We start from the raw sequence: 17,010 nt of genomic DNA, 5'->3' as shown, positions 1-17,010 counted from the left end.
GAAAGGGATATGGCGATGAAACGGATCGGATCGGGCACGGCGTTCGGCGCCTTGGCATGGGCATTGGCCGCTCCCGTCGGCCTGACCGTGCCGACGGTTGCCGCGGCGCAAATCGCCGCGCCGACCGGGCTGGACGCCAATGGGCATCCGCAGGCGGTCGCCGGCCTGCCCGCCACCGGCTTTGCCTATGTCCGGCTGCGCAGCGGCGTGCAGTTCCGGGTTGGCGCCGTGGTCAAGACGATCCTGTTCTACGGCCCGGCGACGGTGCGGGTGAACAGCAATGACGGCCGCAACCACTGGACCGCCAAGAGCATCGTCGTCACCGCCCCGCCGGTCGATACCGCCTTTACCGTGACCGACGCCGCCGGCACGCTGACCATCGCCACCGCCAGGCTGAAACTGTCGGTCGACAAGCGCAGCGGCGCGGTCCGCTTCTTCGATGCCGCCGGCAAGCTCTACACCGCCGAGGATGCCGCCCGCCCGCAAAGCGTGACGCCGGTGACGATCTCGGACGCGCCGAGCTATGCGGTCGAGAACCGCTTCACCCTGCGGCCCGACGAGGCGATCTACGGCTTCGGCTTTACCGACGATGCGACCATCAACCGTCGCGGTGCCAAGCTGGACCTGATCCAGACCAATATCGGCATCATCATCCCGGTGATGGTGTCGAACCGCCGCTATGGCGTGCTGTGGGACACCTATTCGCACATGCGCTTTGCCGACGATGCGGACGGGGCGCGGCTGTGGGCGGAAAGCGCGCCGGGCGGGGTCGATTACTATTTCATGGGCGCCGACACGATGGACGGCGTGATCGGCGCCTATCGCGCGCTGACCGGCGCCGCGCCGATGATCCCGAAACAGGCGTTCGGCCTGTTCATGAGCAAGGAACGCTATCCGACGCAGGACCGGCTGCTGGAAGTCGCGCGGACGTTCCGCCGCGAACGCTTCCCGCTCGATTACATCGTGCAGGACTGGCAATATTGGGGCGGCAATGACGGTAGCTGGAGCGGGATGACATGGGACAAGACCCGCTTCCCCGATCCCGAACGCACCATCGCCGGCATCCACGACCTGCATCTGAAACTGATGGTGTCGATCTGGCCATCGGTCGGCAACGATACCGCGCTGGCCAGGGAACTGGACCGGCACGGGCTGCGCTTCGCGCCGCTCCACTGGATTTCGAAACAGGCGCGGATCTACGACGCGTTCAGCCCGCTCGGGCGGCAAATCTATTTCAAACATGCCAAGGCCGGGCTGCTCGACAAGGGCGTCGATGCGCTGTGGATGGACGGGACCGAGGTCGAGGTCAGCACCGCGATGCACGACGCCAAGGCGGCGGTCGACGACATCAAGTCGCTGGGCCGCAATGCGCTCGGCGATTTCTCGCGCTATCTCAACGCCTATACGCTGATGACGACGCAGGGCACCTATGACGGGCAGCGCGCGACCAGCGACAAGCGCGCGCTGACGCTGACCCGTTCGGCATGGGCGGGGGCGCAGCGGACCGCCGCCGTATCATGGTCGGGCGATACCCAGGCGAGCTGGGAGACGCTGCGCCACCAGATTGCGGGCGGGGTCAACGTCACGGTCACCGGCAATCCCTATTGGACGCAGGATACCGGCGGCTTCTTCGTCAGCGGCTTCAGCGGCGGTGAAAAGAACCCGGCCTATCGCGAACTGTTCGCGCGCTGGTTCCAATATGCGACGTTCAATCCGCTGATGCGCGTCCACGGCACCAACATCGAACGCGAACCCTATATCTTCAAGACGCTCGATCCGCAGGTATATGGGTCGCTGCTCAATGCAGTGAACCTGCGCTACCGCCTGCTGCCCTATATCTATTCGACCGCATGGCAGGTGACGTCGGCGGGCTATACGATGATGCGGCCGCTGGCGATGGACTTTCCCGACGACGCACGCGTCCATGCGATCGACGACAGCTTCATGTTCGGTGGCGCGCTGCTGGCCCATCCCGTCACCCGCGCCATGTATCATGTCGAGCCGGAGCCTGCCGCGACCGTCCCCGCAACGGCGCTGACCACGCCCGACGGCAGGCCGGGACTGGCGGGGCAATATTTCGAAGGCCGCAATTTCGACCGGCCGGCCGGCCGCGTGGTCGACGCGATCCTCGACAAACGCTGGCCCGAACCGCCGCTGCAACCGATGCCGCCGGGGTTGACCCGTCTCAACGATTTCTCCGCCCGTTGGGAAGGGATGCTCGAAGCGCCCGAGGACGGCGAATATGAGCTGGGGCTGCAGGGCGATGACGGCGTGCGTCTGTTCGTCGACGGCAGGAAGCTGGTCGAGAACTGGGCCAGCGGGGCGTCGCGCTATACCGGCGGCAAGGTGACGTTGCGCAAGGGGCAGCGGGTGCCGATCCGCATCGAATATTATCAGGGGGACGGCGAACGCGACCTGCGCTTCGCATGGCGGCGGCCGGGCGAGTTGCGCGCCGTCGCGGCGAGAGCGGGGGAGGCGCCCAAGCTGGCGGTCCGCACCTATCTGCCGGCGGGTGGATGGTATGATTTCTGGACCGGCGAACGCCTGGCCGGCGGGCGCGAGGTGACGCGCGACGTGCCGCTCGACATCACGCCGCTCTATGTCCGCGCGGGCGCGATCCTGCCGCTCGGGCCTTTGCAGCAATATGCGACCGAAAAGCCCGACGCCCCGTATGAGATCCGCGTCTATCCCGGCGCGAACGGCCGTTTCACCGTCTATGAGGACGATAACGAGACCTATGCCTATGAACGCGGTGCGCGCGCGACCTACGACCTGACGTGGAACGACGCCCGCCGCACGCTGACGATCGGCGCCCGGCAGGGCAGTTTCCCGGGGATGATCGCGACGCGCCAGTTGAACATCGTCATCCCAACCCAAACCCGCACCATCCGCTATGACGGCAAACCGAAGACGGTTCGGTTCTAGGCCGGATCGACATTCAGAAAAGCCCTTCCTCCCCTCGCCCCTCGTAGAGGGGAGAGGGTTGCGCAGACTTGGTCTTTGCGTAGCAAAGGCTTAGTCGGAGCTGGGTGAGGGGTGAAGCGCTCGCGCAAGCGAGCGCGCGAGCCTTTGGCTCGCTCGACCCCTCTCCCAAGCTGCGCTAGCCAGCAGGCTGGAAAGCTCCGCTAACCCTCTCCCCTGCCCAGGGGAGAGGGAAGAATGGCGAACCTTGAGTGTCGATCGGCCCTGAAGTGGCAATCATCGCCTGACGAATATCGGCCGGTCGGCCTGCGCACGATGCGGATCGATGGCTCGATATCGCCCGCAACCGCGATGCGGGCCGGCGGCGTGACCGCCGGCCCGATGCGTCACGCGAGGGTACGGACCTTCGGTTCGCGGTCCCAATAGCGCTGCTTGGCGGCGTCGACGAAGCCGGCGAGGTCGGTGACCCCTTCGTCGGGTTCGACCCCGGCCTTGTCGAGCAGCGGCCTGGCGGCGGCATTATGGCCGATCGCCTTCAGATGGCCGAATGCGTCCATCACCCACTGGATGGCGGCGCCTTCCTTGGTCAGCTTCTGCGCGGCCTCGTCCGACAGGATCACCGCACAGGCGTCGACGGTGACCGAGGGCTGGCCGAAGAGTTGGGCATCGGCGGCGATGGTCGAACCATCAGACAGCGGTACCTTGCCGACTTTCGGTGCGATCGTCATCGCATGGCCGCCAGCGGCCTTCACCGCGTCCTTCAGCGTCTTCAGGTCGCCGGCATCGGTACCGTCGGCGATCAGGATGCCGACGGTGCGCCCCTCGAGCGTATGTTTTTCGAGCGGCCCGCGAATGATGCGCAGCGCCGGCGACGGGTCCATGTCCTGTACCGGGGCGGCGGTCGGCGACGCTTCGGGCAGGTCCATCGCCAGCCCGTCGGCGACGCGGCTCGCCAGTCCTTCATCGACGTTGCGCAGATTGGCGAGCATCGCCGTGCGGATATGTTCGAGGCTGACTTTCGACAGTTCGAACACGAGCGCGGAGGCGATGTGCGCCTGTTCGGCCGGGTCCATCGACCGGAAGAACAGCCGTGCCTGGCTGTAATGGTCGGCGAAGCTTTCGGGGCGGATGCGCAGCTTCTGGCCGTGTTCCTCGGACGGGAAGGTCTTGTAGCCCTTTTCGGCATCCTCGCGTGCGCCCGCTTCCTCGCCGGCCTTGGCGAGGCTGTTCGGTTCGTAATTGGCGCGGCCCTTGGGCACGGCCATCTGCATATGACCGTCGCGCTGCTGGTTCATGAACGGGCAGCCCGCCGCGGCGGCGCGGCCCTTGGCGCTGTTGATCGGCAACTGGTGGAAATTGACCGAACCCAGACGCGACAATTGCGTGTCGGTATAGCTGAACAGGCGGCCCTGCAGCAGCGGGTCGTTCGAGAAACCGATGCCGGGGACGACATGGCTCGGCACGAACGCGGCCTGTTCGGTTTCGGCGAAGAAATTGTCCGGATAGCGGTCGAGCACCATCCGCCCAACGATGCGGACCGGCAGCACTTCCTCCGGGATGATCTTGGTCGCGTCGAGGACGTCATAGGGCAGGCTGTTCGCAAACTCCTCGTCGAACAGCTGTACGCCCAGTTCCCATTCCGGGAAATCGCCGCGGTCGATCCGTTCGAACAGGTCGCGGCGCTGGAAATCGGGGTCGGCGCCGGCGATCTTGACCGTCTCGTCCCAGATCGTCGAGGCGAGCCCCGCCTTGGGCTTCCAGTGGAACTTGACGAAGGTCGACTTGCCTTCCTTGTTGATGAAGCGGAAGGTGTGGACGCCGAACCCCTCCATGTTCGCGAAGGTGCGCGGTAGCGTCCGGTCGGACATCGCCCACATGATCATATGGGTCGCTTCGGGCATCAGCGAGATGAAGTCCCAGAAGGTGTCGTGCGCGGTCGCCGCCTGCGGATAGCCGCGATCCGCCTCCATCTTGGCGGCGTGGATCAGGTCGGGGAACTTGATCGCATCCTGGATGAAGAAGACGGGAATGTTGTTGCCGACCAGATCCCAATTGCCTTCGCGCGTGTAGAATTTCACCGCGAAGCCGCGCACGTCGCGCGGGGTGTCGACCGATCCCGATCCGCCCGCGACCGTCGAGAAGCGGACGAACACGTCGGTGCGCTGCCCCTTTTTCTGGAACAGGTCAGCGACGGTGATGTCGGCCAGGCTGTCGGTGCATTCGAAATAGCCATGCGCCGCGCTGCCCCGGGCATGGACGATGCGTTCGGGAATGCGTTCGTGATCGAAATGGTTCATCTTCTCGCGGAAGACTTCGTCCTCGATCAGCACGGGGCCGCGCGCGCCTGCCTTCAACTGGTTCTGGTTGTCAGAAATCGGGGTTCCGTGGTTGGTGGTCAGCACCGGGTGATCGGCATCGGTCGTCTGATGCGTTTCGCCGCCGTTGCCGGGATTGCGCGTCGATAGGTCGGTCATGGCATTCCTCATCGTTCGGAACGCCAACGGATCGCGACCGGGCAAGTTGCGGTAGATCCGGCGCTTTGTTCGAATTCGCCCAAAAGCCCGTCGTGTCGGCGTGGGGTCGGCTCGATCGGCGTCGGTGTGTCGGCAAGCGTGACGACGGGACGCGCGGCGGCTATGCGGCGGCGATGGCTCGCAAGAAGCGTATCCTGACCGCGACGATGGCCGATGGCTGTGTCAAGACGATCGGCCCGACCGGCGCGCCGTTCACCCATTTCTGGCGGATCGTCGCGACGCTGGAAAACGGCAGGACCGAGGTGTTCTGGGGCCATGCCGCGTCGCTGAAGGAAGCCAATGGCAAGCGGATCGCGACGCAGGACGCCGCCCGGCAACGCGGTTGGCGGGATTATGCGTTCGAGGTCGTGCCGCTGGTCGAGGAATAGGGTGTCGCCGCCGGTGCGATGCCCGGCGGCGACACCGGTCGGTCAGCGGCCGGCGAGTGCCGCGTCGAGATCGACGCCGGCGGCCTGCCAGTCGGTGCGGGTCTTGCACATGCGCGGCGCGATGTGCGAGCCGGTGCGTTCGACGCGGAAGCAGTAGCGGGCATTGGGTGCCGCCTTGTAGGCGACAGCGGCGGGGCCGGCGGCGAGCGTGACGGTCAGCGGCAGGGCCGACATGCTGGCGGCGACGGGGCTGGATGCCGGGGCGGCATTGGGTTCGGCGGCCTGCGCGGCGGTGGCGGCGACGAGGCCGAGGACGATCGAAGTGGCGAAACGGATGGCGGTCATGATGCTGTCTCCCTGTACAATCCGGTGCGTTCCGGGGTTGCCAGCTACTTTGCAGCGACCGTGCCAGTTCTGAAAAACGGCGGAATTGCGTGGGTTTGCGGTTTGCGGCAGGAGTAGTTCGTGTGATTTGCCACTAAAGAGCGGTGAAAACTCCCATACTTTGGGAACGTCTATCCGCTGCGGACCATATTGGCGAATTGTGCGCGGAGAAAATCGAGCTTGGGGTCGATATAGCGGCGGCAGAAGGGGCGGTTCGGGTCGGTCCGGTAGTAATCCTGGTAGCGATCCTCCGACGGGGTGAAGTCGCGAAAGGGCAGGATGAGCGTCGGTGCCGCCTCGCCGCGTTCGGCGGCGACGCGGGTGATGACCGCCTGCGCCACGTCCGCCTGGCCGGCTTCGCAGACATGGACGGCGCTGCGATAGCGGCCATTCGGCGAATAGCCCCCGCCACCCGAATGGGTGCGCAGATGGATCTCGATCAGCGTGTCGAGCGGCAGAATGGCGGGGTCGAAGATCGCGACCACCCCTTCTGCCCATGCGTCCGACGGCGGATCGGCGCGGAGGAACCCCTGCTCGACCGTCTCGACACCGCGCAGCGCCTGCACGACGCCCTCGGTACACCAATGGCAGCCCCCGCCCAGACCGATCCGCATCATTCGTGGCGAAGCGCGTCGATGGGGTTGAGCGAGGCGGCGCGGCGGGCGGGGAAATAGCCGAACACGACCCCGATCAGCGCCGACACGCCGAACGCCAGCGCATTGACCTGCGGCACGAACAGGAAGGGCAGGTCGCTGGCGATCGACAAGCCGGCGACGGCGGCCTGCGCGATCAGCAGCCCGATCAGTCCCCCGAGACAGGACAGGGCCACCGCCTCGACCAGAAACTGCATCAGCACTTCGGACGCGACCGCGCCGATGGCGAGGCGGATGCCGATCTCGCGGGTGCGTTCGGTCACCGACACCAGCATGATGTTCATGATCCCGATCCCACCAACCAACAGGCTGATCGCCGCCACCGCCGACACGATCGTGGTCAGCAGCGTCGTGGTGCTGGTGATGGTGGCGGAGATTTGCGCGGTGTCGAAGATGTTGAAATCATCCTCTTTCCCGCCGGAGATGTTGCGGCGTTCGCGCAAGAGCTGGGTCAGCGATTGCTGGACCTGCGCGCCGTCATAGGCGGGATTGACCCCGACCAGCATCAGGCGGATGTCGCGCGTCCCGGTGAAGCGGCGCTGCACCGTCTTGATCGGCATGATGACGACATCGTCCTGATCGCCGCCGAACCCCGCCTGTCCGCGCGTGCTGAGCGTGCCGATCACGTCGCAACTGACATTGCCGATGCGGAAGCGCGATCCGACCGCCTCGCCGCCGCCGAACAAATTGGTGCGCACGGTATTGCCGATGATGCACACCGCCTTGCCCGCCGCTTCCTCTTCGGGCGAGAAGGTGCGGCCCGACACCAACGGCCATGGCTGGACGGTGAAATAGGCGTTGGTGGTGCCGTTGATCGTCGTCGACCAGTTGGCGCCGTTATAGATGGCGGTGGCGGTCGATTGCGCCTGCGGGGCGACGGCGGTGACGCCGGCGATCTGGTCGCGGATCGCCTCGACATCGGCTTCGTCGAAATCGGGCGGGCGTGGTCCCCCGCCGCCGCGACCGAAGCCCTGTCCCGGGCGGACCTGCAGGATGTTGCTACCGAGGCTGGCGATGTTCGACTGGACCGCGCTGGTCGTCGCCTGCCCCAGCGTCGAGATGGTGACGACTGCCGCGACGCCGATGATGATGCCGAGCGTGGTCAGGAACGAACGCAGCTTGTGGCGCAGGATCGAGCGGATCGCGAGGAGGAAGGTGGTGCCTAGCATCCGGTTATCCTTCCCTTATCCCGGACATATCCGTTTGGTTCGAGCAGCGATCGAGCTTGTCGAAAGCGCGTGTCGAGAACGGGGTTCCGCTGGGGCGACCCATGTAGGTTACGTCCGGGGCGGGGCGTTCTCGACGGACGCTTCTCGACAGGCTCGAAGCTGCTCGAACCAAACGGGTTTGTAAGGTAAAGGTTAGTCATTCCACCACCTCCCCCTGCGCGTGGTTCGCCTCGATCCGCTCGACCAGCCCGTCCTTGAAATGCACCACCGTCCGGGCGAACGCGGCCATGTCGGGTTCGTGTGTCACCATCAGCACGGTGATGCCGCTGGTGCGGTTGAGGTCGGTCAGCAGATGCATGATCTCGACCGAACGTTCGGAATCGAGGTTGCCGGTCGGCTCGTCGGCGAGCAGCACGTCGGGGTTGGTGACGATCGCACGGGCGATGGCGACGCGTTGCTGCTGCCCGCCCGACAGTTCGGCGGGGGTGTGGTCCCACCATTTGTCGAGCCCGACCTTCTCCAGCGCCGCCATCGATGCGCGCCGCCGCTCCGCCTTGGCGTCGCCGCGATAGAGCAGCGGCAGTTCGACATTTTCGAGTGCGGTGGTGCGGCTGAGCAGATTGAACCCCTGAAACACGAAGCCGAGATAGTTGCGGCGGAGCAGTGCGCGTTGGTCGCGGTTCAGCCGTTCGACGTGATGGCCGCGGAACAGGAAGGTGCCGTCGGTCGGCACGTCGAGGCAGCCGAGAATGTTCATCGTCGTCGACTTGCCCGACCCCGACGGCCCCATCACCGCGACGAAATCGCCGGCGATGATGTCGAGGTCGACGCCCTTCAACGCTTGGAACTGCGTCGCGCCCTCGCCATAGCTTTTGGTGACGCCGCGCAGGCGGATCAGGGGGGCGTCAGTTGCCACGCGGACCCCCGCCGCCCTTCGATGCGCCGCCCTTGCTGCTCCTGCCGCTCGGGTCGGCCAGTTGCGCGGTGATGACCTTCATGCCGGCGCGCAAGCCGCCGCCGGTGACTTCGGTCATCGCGCCGTTGCTGTTGCCGGTGGTGATCTGGACGGCCTGCGGCTTGCCGTCGTCGCCGAGGATATAGACGGTCTGTTGCGACCCGCGCCCGATCGTCGCCGCCTTGCCCGCGCCGCCGTCGCGCCGCCTGCGCGGCGGGCCGAACGCGCCGGCAAGGCCGCCGCCACCGGCCGAGGCGTCGCTGTCCTGCGGGCGGAAGCGCAGCGCCGCGTCGGGGATCAGCAGCGCGCGCGGCCGTTCCAGCGTCACGATCTCTGCGGTCGCGGTCATACCGGGGCGCAGCTTCAGGTCCGGATTGGCCACCGACAGCGTCGCGGCATAGGACACGACCTGTCCGGTGGTGCTCGCCGCGCTGGTCGTGCTGGTCGTCGACGACGATTGCGACGACAGGTTGGAGCCGAGATCGACACGGGTGATCTTCGCGGGGAAAGTTTCCCCGGGGAAAGCATCGACGGTGAAGTCGGCGCGCTGGCCGTCCTTGACCTGTCCGACATCCGCTTCGTCGATCGCGACCTCGAGCTTCATCTGGCTCAGATCCTCGGCGATGACGAACAATGTCGGGGTATTGAACGATGCTGCGACGGTCTGGCCGGGTTCGACCTGCCGCGCCAGCACCACCCCGTTGACCGGCGAGCGGATGATCGCGCGATAGCGCTGTGTTTGGCTGGAATTGAGCTGCGCGCGGGCGGCGACGACGTTCGACTGCGCCTGTCGCACGCCCGCTTCGGCGCGCTGCACCGCCGCCTGTTGCGTCTGGAGTTCGGTTGCGGACGGGACGCGCCCACCCGACAGGCGACGGACTTCTTCCAGTCGCTGCAACTGGGCGCGGGCTTCGGACAAGGTCGCCTGTGCAGTCGCGACCTGTGCCTGATTGGCGCTGACCTGCGCCTGCCCCTGCCGGATCGCGTCGTCGAGCTGTTCGGGATCGATCAGCGCCAGCGGCTGCCCGGCACGGACGCGATCGTTGACGTCGGCGACGACCTGCGTGACGAGGCCCGACAGCTGCGATCCGACCTCGACCTGATTGGTCGGGGCCAGCTTGCCGGTGGCGGAGACGGTGACGGTCAGCGGCGCCTGTGCGATCACGCTCGTCGCATATTTCGGCGCGTCGTCGCCCTTCACGCAGCTGCGCACCGCAAGGCCGATCAGCACCACGCCCAGCGCGATCAGCGCCCATTTCAGCCATTTGCGCCAGCGCGGTTGCGCTTTCACACGCAGGAACTGGTCAAGATCGGGGTCGGTCGGATCGGCCATCAGCGGTCCTTGCTATATACGGCGCGGTCGGGGGTCGGGGCGGTGACGGGGTCGGGGATGGCGGCGTCGCTCCATCCGCCGCCCATCGCGGTCATCAATTGCACCAGCGCGGTCGCGCGATCGGCCCGCGCCTGCACTAGCCCGTTCTGCGCCGACAACAGCGACGATTCCGCTTGGTTGAGCGTGGTGAAGTCGGTCAGGCCCGATCGATATTGCAGCCGGGAGAGCAGCGCGAAATTGCGCGCGGCGTCGGCGGCGACGGTGAATTCCCGCTCGCGCGCGGTGGCGCTGTCGAGCGAGACGATCGCATTCTCGACGTCCTCCAGCGCGGTCAGCACCGTCTGCTTATACGCGGCGAAGGCGGCATCGGCGGCGGCGCGCTGTCCGCGTACCTGCGCGCGCAGCCGCCCTCCGTCGAAGATGGTCTGCGCGATCGACGCGAACAGGCGGCCGTTGATGATGTCGGTCAGCGCGCCGAACGACGTCGCATTGGTATCGACCGTCCCGCCCAGACTGAGCGCGGGATAGAGTTGCGCGGTCGCCACGCCGATCTGCGCGACGGCGGCGGCGAGGTTGCGCTCGGCGGCCAGCACGTCGGGGCGCAGCCGCAGCGTGTCGGCGGGAATGCCGGTGCCGATCCGCGCATCGGCGGTCGGGATCGCCGCAGCCCGCGCCATCGCGGTCCGCAGCGCGCCGGGTGCCTGCCCGGTCAGCACGCCCAGACGCGCGACGGCGGCGGCATAGCTCGCCTCGATCTGCGGCAATTGCGCGGCGGTCTGCGCGCGGGCGGTGCGGGCTTGTTCGACGTCGAGCGACGAGACGAGACCGGCCTGCACCCGGAAACCGGCAATCTCCAGATTATCGTCCTGCAACGCGATCGACGCCCGGGCATTGGCAAGCTGCGCCTGCGCAAGCCGTGCGGTCAAATAGTTGCGCGCGATCTCCGACTGGACCGACAGCAAAACGGTCGCATAGTCGTAGCGGGTGGCATCGAACTGCGCCCGGCTCGCGGCGATGCCGCTGCGGACGCCGCCGAAGAGGTCGGCGGTATAGCGCGCATCGCCGCCGACCGAGAAACTGTCCGATGCGCCGATATTGCGCTGGACGATGGTGCCGTCGGGCAGGGTCGTGGTGCCGCCGCCGCCGCGCAGCACTTCGAGGCGCGAATAGCTGCCCGAGGCGGAAAGTTGCGGGAAGAGCGACGCCCGGCTCTGCACCAGCTGCTCGCGCGCCTGTCGCAGCCGTGCGACGGCCTGCACGACATCCAGATTGTCGGCGGCGGCACGGTCAACCAGTTGCCCGAGCAACGGATCGTCGAACCGCGCCCACCAGCGCGTCAGGTCCTCGCGGGGGGCCTGCGTCCGCGCCACCGAGAAGGTGGACGGCACGCCCAGCGCGGCATCGACCGGCGCGCGATAGGCGGGTCCGGTGGTACAGGCACTCGCCAGCAACGCGAGGCCAGGTAAGGCGGTTCGGCGCAACATCGATAAACGATATGCCTGAACGGGACCATCGTCCAGCACGAAACTGTCGCAGTTTGTCGCGACGATTTGGGGTAGTTTGGGGGCGAAGTCCTCGCCGCCGCGCAACGCTCCGCGGAAAGAAGGGGGCGCCGGAACGATCCGAAACGGAGCCAACACCGCGCAAATCCCGCAATATGGTAGTCCGCCGTTAACGCCATTGCGCTAGGCTTCTGCGCGATCGGTAGCAGTGGCGAATGGGCATGGCAGATAGTATCGGCGCACGGGCGCTGCGGTTTCTCGATGCGCAAAAGCTGGATCATAGTCCCGAACATTATGCGTTCGCCTATCGTTATCTGGCGGGGGTCGACCGGGAATTTTCCGATGCGGTCGATCGTGAGATCGAGGGCGGGGTGCGGCTGCGCACCGAAGCGGTACGGGCATTGATGCCCGAAATCGTGTCGCCCCTCACCGACGGCACGTTCGACCGGTTGACAATCCAGTTGCTCGAACTGCTCACCCGCGTCGCGATGGCGACCGGCGGACTGAACCAGGACCTGACCCGCACCGCTGCCGAACTGGTGTCGGCCGAACCGCAACAGATCCAGCGACTGGTCGTGTTCATGATCGAACGCACCGCCGAGGCGGAAAGCTCGCTGTCCGCCGCGCTGCAACAGGCGCAGGTGCTGCGCGACACGCTGAACGGTGTGCGCGACGAAATGGGACGCGATCCGCTGACCGGCCTGCCGGGGTGGGAGGCGATGGCGCAGCGGCTCGACGCGTGCATCCGCGCGATCGGGCATTGTTCGGTGGCGGTCGTCGATATCGACCAGCTCGACGAATTCGTCGCGCTGCATGGCGAGGCGATGGGCGACCGGGTGCTTAAGGCGGCGGCAATGACGCTGAAGGACGCCTGTGCGCCCTATCAGGTCGGACGCTGGGGCGACGCGTCGTTCCTGACCGTCATCGACGAGCCCGATCTGGCGACCGGCATCGCCCGACTGGAAAGCGCCTGCGCCGAAATGGCGTCACGCCACCTGAAGGTGCGCGAGACCGACGAACCGCTCGGACAGGTCACGCTGTCGGCCGGCGTCGCGAGCAGTCGCGGGCGGCTGCCGCGCGACGTGACCAAGGCGGCGGTGCGCCTGTCGCGCAAGGCGCGCAAGCAGGGCGGCAATCGCGTCGTGGCCGAAGCGCGGCTGATCGAGATCGGCTGACCTTCGCGCGGCCAAGTCGTCGTATAGTGGCAGTGACCAGATTTACTTGCGAGGCCCATGTCGCCGAACGCGACGACGTGCCCCGGACGACCGCCGCCGCGATCGGGTCGCCGACGGTCAACGACGAACCGTCGCGGACCGCCTTGCAGCGCAGCAAACGCACCCTCTCGCGCCAGATTTATGTGACATTATAACCTGTTGCGAATCATGGTAAACGCGGCGGCAAAACAGGCGGTGCCGCTTGCCGGCAAGCCGGCAAATCGCTGCCGATCGCGATAGTTTGCGTACGACGAAACGGTGCAATGCGTCGACGAATAGCTTCTATCGATTTCGGTTCCATTGACTGTGCCAATTTGGCGCGAATCTTGAACGTCTCATCGCCGGACTATCGACGGTACGGGAGGCTTCGCTTAGCGCCACAATAACGGCAACGAAAATCGGGGTCGTGCCGATCGCGAGGTGAATAACGCGGCCGGCGGTGCCTGTCTGTATCGTTGTAACAAGTATTTCCAAAAGTCCTACTATGGCGCGGTGGAAAGCGGCCCGACTGTCTTCGGACAGGGCGCTGTCGCATGTTTGGCATTAATCTGGATCGATGCAGTTCGAGCGGGGATTTTGATGACTATTTCTAGCACGGTTTCTAACGGTGAACTGTTCCTGCAGGGAACCTATCTCGGGATAGGGGTCAATGCATGGGGCGGGCTTGGCACGACCAAGAATGCGCCAAAGGGGTATGAAACCGACGCCGATTCCGGCTTTCTGCGGCTTGGCCTCGTCGCCGACCTCGACGGCTTCGGCAAGGGTAAGGAGACGACGCTCGACGACGCGCTGCTGCAGGGCCGCGCGATCGAGGGGTTCAATGTCGGCTACAATATCGGTTCGACCAAGGTTGTGCAGAGCAACCAGCTGCTGACCGGCTATTATCAGGTCAAGGGCACGCTGAGCGATGCGTCGGGCAAGGCCAACGGCGTCGCCAACTGGGCCGGTTCGACCAAGGACGATCTGGCGATCGTGCAGACGATCACCCTTGCCGATGACGCGAAATATATCCGCATCGACGTGACGCTGACCAACAAGTCGTCGTCGACGATGAGCGACGTCCGCTACATGCGGACCGCCGATCCCGACCAGTCGGGAATGTTCGCGACGACCAACAAGATCGAGAAGCAGGACGACGATGGCGCGCTGGTGACGGCGATGCTGCAGAAGGACACCCCCTTCTTCCTGTATTCGCAGGATTCGCGCGCCGACGCCTCCTTCTACGGCTTCGTCAACCTCGATCCCTATGCGTCGGCGGCGACGTCGCAGGCGGCGGGCTATAGCAGGACCGTCGACCAGACGCTGAACCTGACCTTCAGCCTCGGCACGCTGAAGGCGGGCCAGTCGACCAAGATCACCATGTATATGGGCGTCACCGACAATCTGAAGGCGACGATCTCGGAGATCGATTCCGGTACCGGCACCACGCCGCCGCCGCCGCCGCCGCCCGCCGAAAATCTCGCGCCCATCGTCGGTGCCGACAGCTATTCGGGCAAGGAAGACGGCAAGTTGTCGGGCAACGTCCTGTCGAACGACAGGGACCCCGAGGGCAAGGCGCTGACCGCCAGCCTGGTCGACGGCCCCAATAACGGCACCATCCAGTTCTCGGCCAACGGCTCGTTCGTCTATGTGCCCAAGGCAGGGTGGAGCGGCAGCGACAGCTTCGTCTATGCGGCGTCGGACGGCGTCAACAAGACGAACGGAACGGTGAAGCTGACCGTCGAGGCGGCACCGATCATCGTCGATCCGGTGGTCGACCCCGTGCTCGACCTGTTGCAGAACTATAACATCATCAACGGCAGCGGCAGCGCCAACGAAGTGCTCAGGGGCACGACCGGCTCCGACGCCTTCTATTTCGAAACGGCCGCAACGTCGGGCAATGATCGCATCGTGAACTTCGGTTCGGACGATCTGCTGGTGATCGACAAGAAGCTGTACGACAGCAACAACGACAACTATATCGGCCTCAGCAACAACCGCGTCACCCTCGACGCGACCGGCGACACGGTGCAGATCGAAGGCGTATCGGCGTTGCGTCTGCTCGGCAGCGATGGTGAGGGCAACTTCATCTATCGCGACGACAGCATCCGTCCGCGCGGTGCGAAGGAAGGGACGTTCGGCGACAACGTGTTCTGGGGCGACGCCGCCGACAATTCGAAGAACGTGTTCTTCTTCGACACCCGTCTCGGCGTGGACCTGGGCGACGATACGATCAACCGCTTCGGCAAGCACGACCTGATCGTCACCACGACCAAGCTGTACGACGGCAACAATGACGGCATCATCATGGGCAGCCGGGGCAATATCTCGCTTCCCGACGGTACCGGCACGATCACCATGACCGACGTCGACGGCAATGCGCTGACCAAGGTCGAATTCGACGGATCGGTCACCGAGGACGGCGTGACCTATTATGTCTACTCGCTGATCGGATCGAACGCCGGGGTCGGTGGCCTCGTCTTCGCCTGATCCTCTACCATAGACGACCGGAACGGACGTCGATGCGCTGGCGACAGTGTATCGGCGTCCGTTTTTGTTGGGGCGAGACACGAACGCGCTGGTCCACGCCCGGTCCGTTCCGCTAGACATGCGGCAACGATCGGAGGGGTCATGTCGATGAAGGTCTGGAGCCGGGCGCTCGCGTCCGCCATATTGCTCGCCACGCTGCCGGCGGTGCCCGCCGCCCATGCGCAGGTCGCCGCACCACAGGCCCGGCCGGTGCCGGGGATCTCCCCCGAACGGCTCGCGCGGCTGTCGGCGCTGCTCAAGGACTATGTCGATCAGGGCCGCATCGCCGGTGCGGTGGTGCAGATTCAGCAGGACGGCCGCACCGTCTATGCCGATGCGGTGGGCTGGCGCGACAAGGAAGCGCGCGATCCGATGCGGCAGGACGCGATCTTCCGCATCGCGTCGCAGACCAAGGCGCTGACCAGCGTCGCGATCCTGATGCTGATGGAGGAGGGCAAGCTGTTGCTGTCCGATCCGGTCGGCAAATATCTGCCCGCTTGGGGCAAGACGACGGTTGCGGTCGCCAACGACCAGGGCGGCTATGACGTGGTGCCGGCGAAACGCGCGATCACGATCCGCGACCTGCTGACCCACACCGCCGGCATCTCCTACGGCAACGGTCCGGCCGACAAGGCATGGCGCGATGCCGGCATCTATGGCTGGTATTTCGCCGATCGCAACGAACCCGTCGCGAACGTCGTGGAACGCATGGCGGCGCTGCCGATGGCCGAGCAGCCGGGCACGAAATTCGTCTATGGCTACAGCACCGACATCCTCGGCGTGCTGGTCGAGAAGGTCAGCGGAAAGACGCTCGACGCATTTCTGAACGAGCGGCTGATCGGTCCGCTGGGGATGCGCGACACGTCCTTCTATCTTCCGCCGGCCAAGGCGGGGCGGCTCGCCACCGTCTACGCCGCCGATCCGGGCGGCGTGCGCCGCAACCCCGATCCGGGCAAATGGGACGGTGGCGGCCATGTCGGACAGGGCCATTATCTGCACGGCCCTCGCGTCGCGATGTCCGGCGGGGCGGGGCTGTTGTCGACGGCGGCGGATTACAGCCGCTTCCTCGAAATGCTCCGGCGCGGCGGCGAACTGGACGGGCGGCGCTATCTGGGGCGCAAGACGGTCGAGCTGATGGTCAGCGATCAACTGGTCGACATCCCCTATGAACCGGGCGAGGGGTTCGGGCTGGGGTTCAGCCTGCGCACCGATCTGGGCAAGGCGGGCGAGCCGGGATCGGTCGGCGAATTTGGCTGGGGCGGGGCATATCACAGTACGTATTGGGTCGATCCCGCCGAACGGCTGACCGTCGTGTACATGACGCAGTTGCTGCCCGCCGGGAATATCGACGATCATGGTAAGCTGCGCGCGCTGATCTATCAGGCACTTCGATAGCAGTTAGCCCAAGATAGCGAACGATTTCATGCCCTTGCCAAGCCGTGCCCGCTCCCTATGGTAGCGGTAACGA

Annotated in this window: 13 protein-coding genes; 6 read left to right on the top strand and 7 right to left on the bottom strand. The window is 65.7% G+C overall.

Translation table 11 applies throughout. From position 1 onward, the window contains the following. Window positions 1–15: 15 nt before the first annotated feature. Window positions 16–2,925, top strand: coding sequence for a glycoside hydrolase family 31 protein (locus MF607_RS17210; protein ID WP_242121069.1), 2,910 nt, complete (start codon window positions 16–18; stop codon window positions 2,923–2,925). 383 nt (window positions 2,926–3,308) lie between these two features. Here the strand turns inward: MF607_RS17210 and MF607_RS17205 are convergent, their stop codons facing one another. After that, entirely contained in the window at window positions 3,309–5,396 is a 2,088-nt protein-coding gene (locus MF607_RS17205) for a catalase (protein ID WP_242121067.1), read from the bottom strand. Between the two features lie 173 nt (window positions 5,397–5,569). On the opposite strand from MF607_RS17205, the gene MF607_RS17200 reads away from it, so the two are divergent. Continuing rightward, on the top strand, window positions 5,570–5,824 hold the full coding sequence (locus MF607_RS17200) for a hypothetical protein (protein WP_242121169.1): 255 nt from the start codon (window positions 5,570–5,572) through the stop codon (window positions 5,822–5,824). Window positions 5,825–5,866: 42 nt separating this feature from the next. Here the strand turns inward: MF607_RS17200 and MF607_RS17195 are convergent, their stop codons facing one another. The 6 genes from MF607_RS17195 to MF607_RS17170 form a co-directional block, all read right to left on the bottom strand. Then, window positions 5,867–6,169 carry a hypothetical protein gene (locus MF607_RS17195; protein ID WP_242121065.1) on the bottom strand — a complete coding sequence of 101 codons (303 nt, stop codon included), beginning with the start codon at window positions 6,167–6,169 and terminating at the stop codon, window positions 5,867–5,869. A gap of 170 nt (window positions 6,170–6,339) precedes the next feature. Continuing rightward, on the bottom strand, window positions 6,340–6,825 hold the full coding sequence (locus tag MF607_RS17190; protein ID WP_242121063.1) for a peptide-methionine (S)-S-oxide reductase: 486 nt from the start codon (window positions 6,823–6,825) through the stop codon (window positions 6,340–6,342). Beyond that, window positions 6,822–8,030: an ABC transporter permease gene (locus MF607_RS17185; RefSeq protein ID WP_242121061.1), complete on the bottom strand. Its 1,209-nt coding sequence runs from the start codon at window positions 8,028–8,030 to the stop codon at window positions 6,822–6,824. Before MF607_RS17185 ends, MF607_RS17190 begins: the two co-directional genes overlap by 4 nt. 196 nt (window positions 8,031–8,226) lie before the next feature. Then, complete coding sequence (locus MF607_RS17180; protein ID WP_242121059.1) at window positions 8,227–8,946, bottom strand: ABC transporter ATP-binding protein; 720 nt, start codon at window positions 8,944–8,946, stop codon at window positions 8,227–8,229. Further along, a complete protein-coding gene (locus MF607_RS17175; protein ID WP_242121057.1) occupies window positions 8,936–10,318 on the bottom strand; it encodes an efflux RND transporter periplasmic adaptor subunit in 1,383 nt (460 codons plus the stop codon). Before MF607_RS17175 ends, MF607_RS17180 begins: the two co-directional genes overlap by 11 nt. Beyond that, window positions 10,318–11,802: an efflux transporter outer membrane subunit gene (locus MF607_RS17170; protein ID WP_242121055.1), complete on the bottom strand. Its 1,485-nt coding sequence runs from the start codon at window positions 11,800–11,802 to the stop codon at window positions 10,318–10,320. Before MF607_RS17170 ends, MF607_RS17175 begins: the two co-directional genes overlap by 1 nt. A gap of 239 nt (window positions 11,803–12,041) precedes the next feature. Between MF607_RS17170 and MF607_RS17165 the strand changes: the two genes are divergently transcribed. From MF607_RS17165 to MF607_RS17150, 4 genes are all read left to right on the top strand, one after another. After that, complete coding sequence (locus tag MF607_RS17165) at window positions 12,042–12,995, top strand: diguanylate cyclase domain-containing protein (protein WP_242121053.1); 954 nt, start codon at window positions 12,042–12,044, stop codon at window positions 12,993–12,995. 32 nt (window positions 12,996–13,027) lie between these two features. Next, window positions 13,028–13,189 (top strand): hypothetical protein, encoded by a 162-nt coding sequence (locus tag MF607_RS17160; RefSeq protein WP_242121050.1) that lies wholly within the window; start codon window positions 13,028–13,030, stop codon window positions 13,187–13,189. Between the two features lie 424 nt (window positions 13,190–13,613). Further along, a complete protein-coding gene (locus tag MF607_RS17155) occupies window positions 13,614–15,503 on the top strand; it encodes an Ig-like domain-containing protein (RefSeq protein WP_242121048.1) in 1,890 nt (629 codons plus the stop codon). Window positions 15,504–15,644: 141 nt separating this feature from the next. Continuing rightward, complete coding sequence (locus MF607_RS17150) at window positions 15,645–16,937, top strand: serine hydrolase domain-containing protein (RefSeq protein WP_242121046.1); 1,293 nt, start codon at window positions 15,645–15,647, stop codon at window positions 16,935–16,937. Window positions 16,938–17,010 lie beyond the last annotated feature (73 nt).

The organism is Sphingomonas lacusdianchii (assembly GCF_022664395.1).
Lineage (GTDB): Bacteria > Pseudomonadota > Alphaproteobacteria > Sphingomonadales > Sphingomonadaceae > Sphingomonas > Sphingomonas lacusdianchii.
This window is presented reverse-complemented; position numbering and strand designations above follow the sequence as displayed.

Excerpts from the sequence above, each read along its gene's own strand:
- MF607_RS17165 (WP_242121053.1), top strand. The coding sequence starts at position 12,042 with ATGGCAGATAGTATCGGCGCACGGGCGCTGCGGTTTCTCGATGCGCAA.
- MF607_RS17150 (WP_242121046.1), top strand. The coding sequence starts at position 15,645 with ATGTCGATGAAGGTCTGGAGCCGGGCGCTCGCGTCCGCCATATTGCTC.
- MF607_RS17175 (WP_242121057.1), bottom strand. The coding sequence starts at position 10,318 with ATGGCCGATCCGACCGACCCCGATCTTGACCAGTTCCTGCGTGTGAAA.
- MF607_RS17195 (WP_242121065.1), bottom strand. The coding sequence starts at position 6,169 with ATGACCGCCATCCGTTTCGCCACTTCGATCGTCCTCGGCCTCGTCGCC.
- MF607_RS17155 (WP_242121048.1), top strand. The coding sequence starts at position 13,614 with ATGACTATTTCTAGCACGGTTTCTAACGGTGAACTGTTCCTGCAGGGA.
- MF607_RS17170 (WP_242121055.1), bottom strand. The coding sequence starts at position 11,802 with ATGTTGCGCCGAACCGCCTTACCTGGCCTCGCGTTGCTGGCGAGTGCC.
- MF607_RS17190 (WP_242121063.1), bottom strand. The coding sequence starts at position 6,825 with ATGATGCGGATCGGTCTGGGCGGGGGCTGCCATTGGTGTACCGAGGGC.
- MF607_RS17205 (WP_242121067.1), bottom strand. The coding sequence starts at position 5,396 with ATGACCGACCTATCGACGCGCAATCCCGGCAACGGCGGCGAAACGCAT.
- MF607_RS17210 (WP_242121069.1), top strand. The coding sequence starts at position 16 with ATGAAACGGATCGGATCGGGCACGGCGTTCGGCGCCTTGGCATGGGCA.
- MF607_RS17200 (WP_242121169.1), top strand. The coding sequence starts at position 5,570 with ATGGCTCGCAAGAAGCGTATCCTGACCGCGACGATGGCCGATGGCTGT.
- MF607_RS17185 (WP_242121061.1), bottom strand. The coding sequence starts at position 8,030 with ATGCTAGGCACCACCTTCCTCCTCGCGATCCGCTCGATCCTGCGCCAC.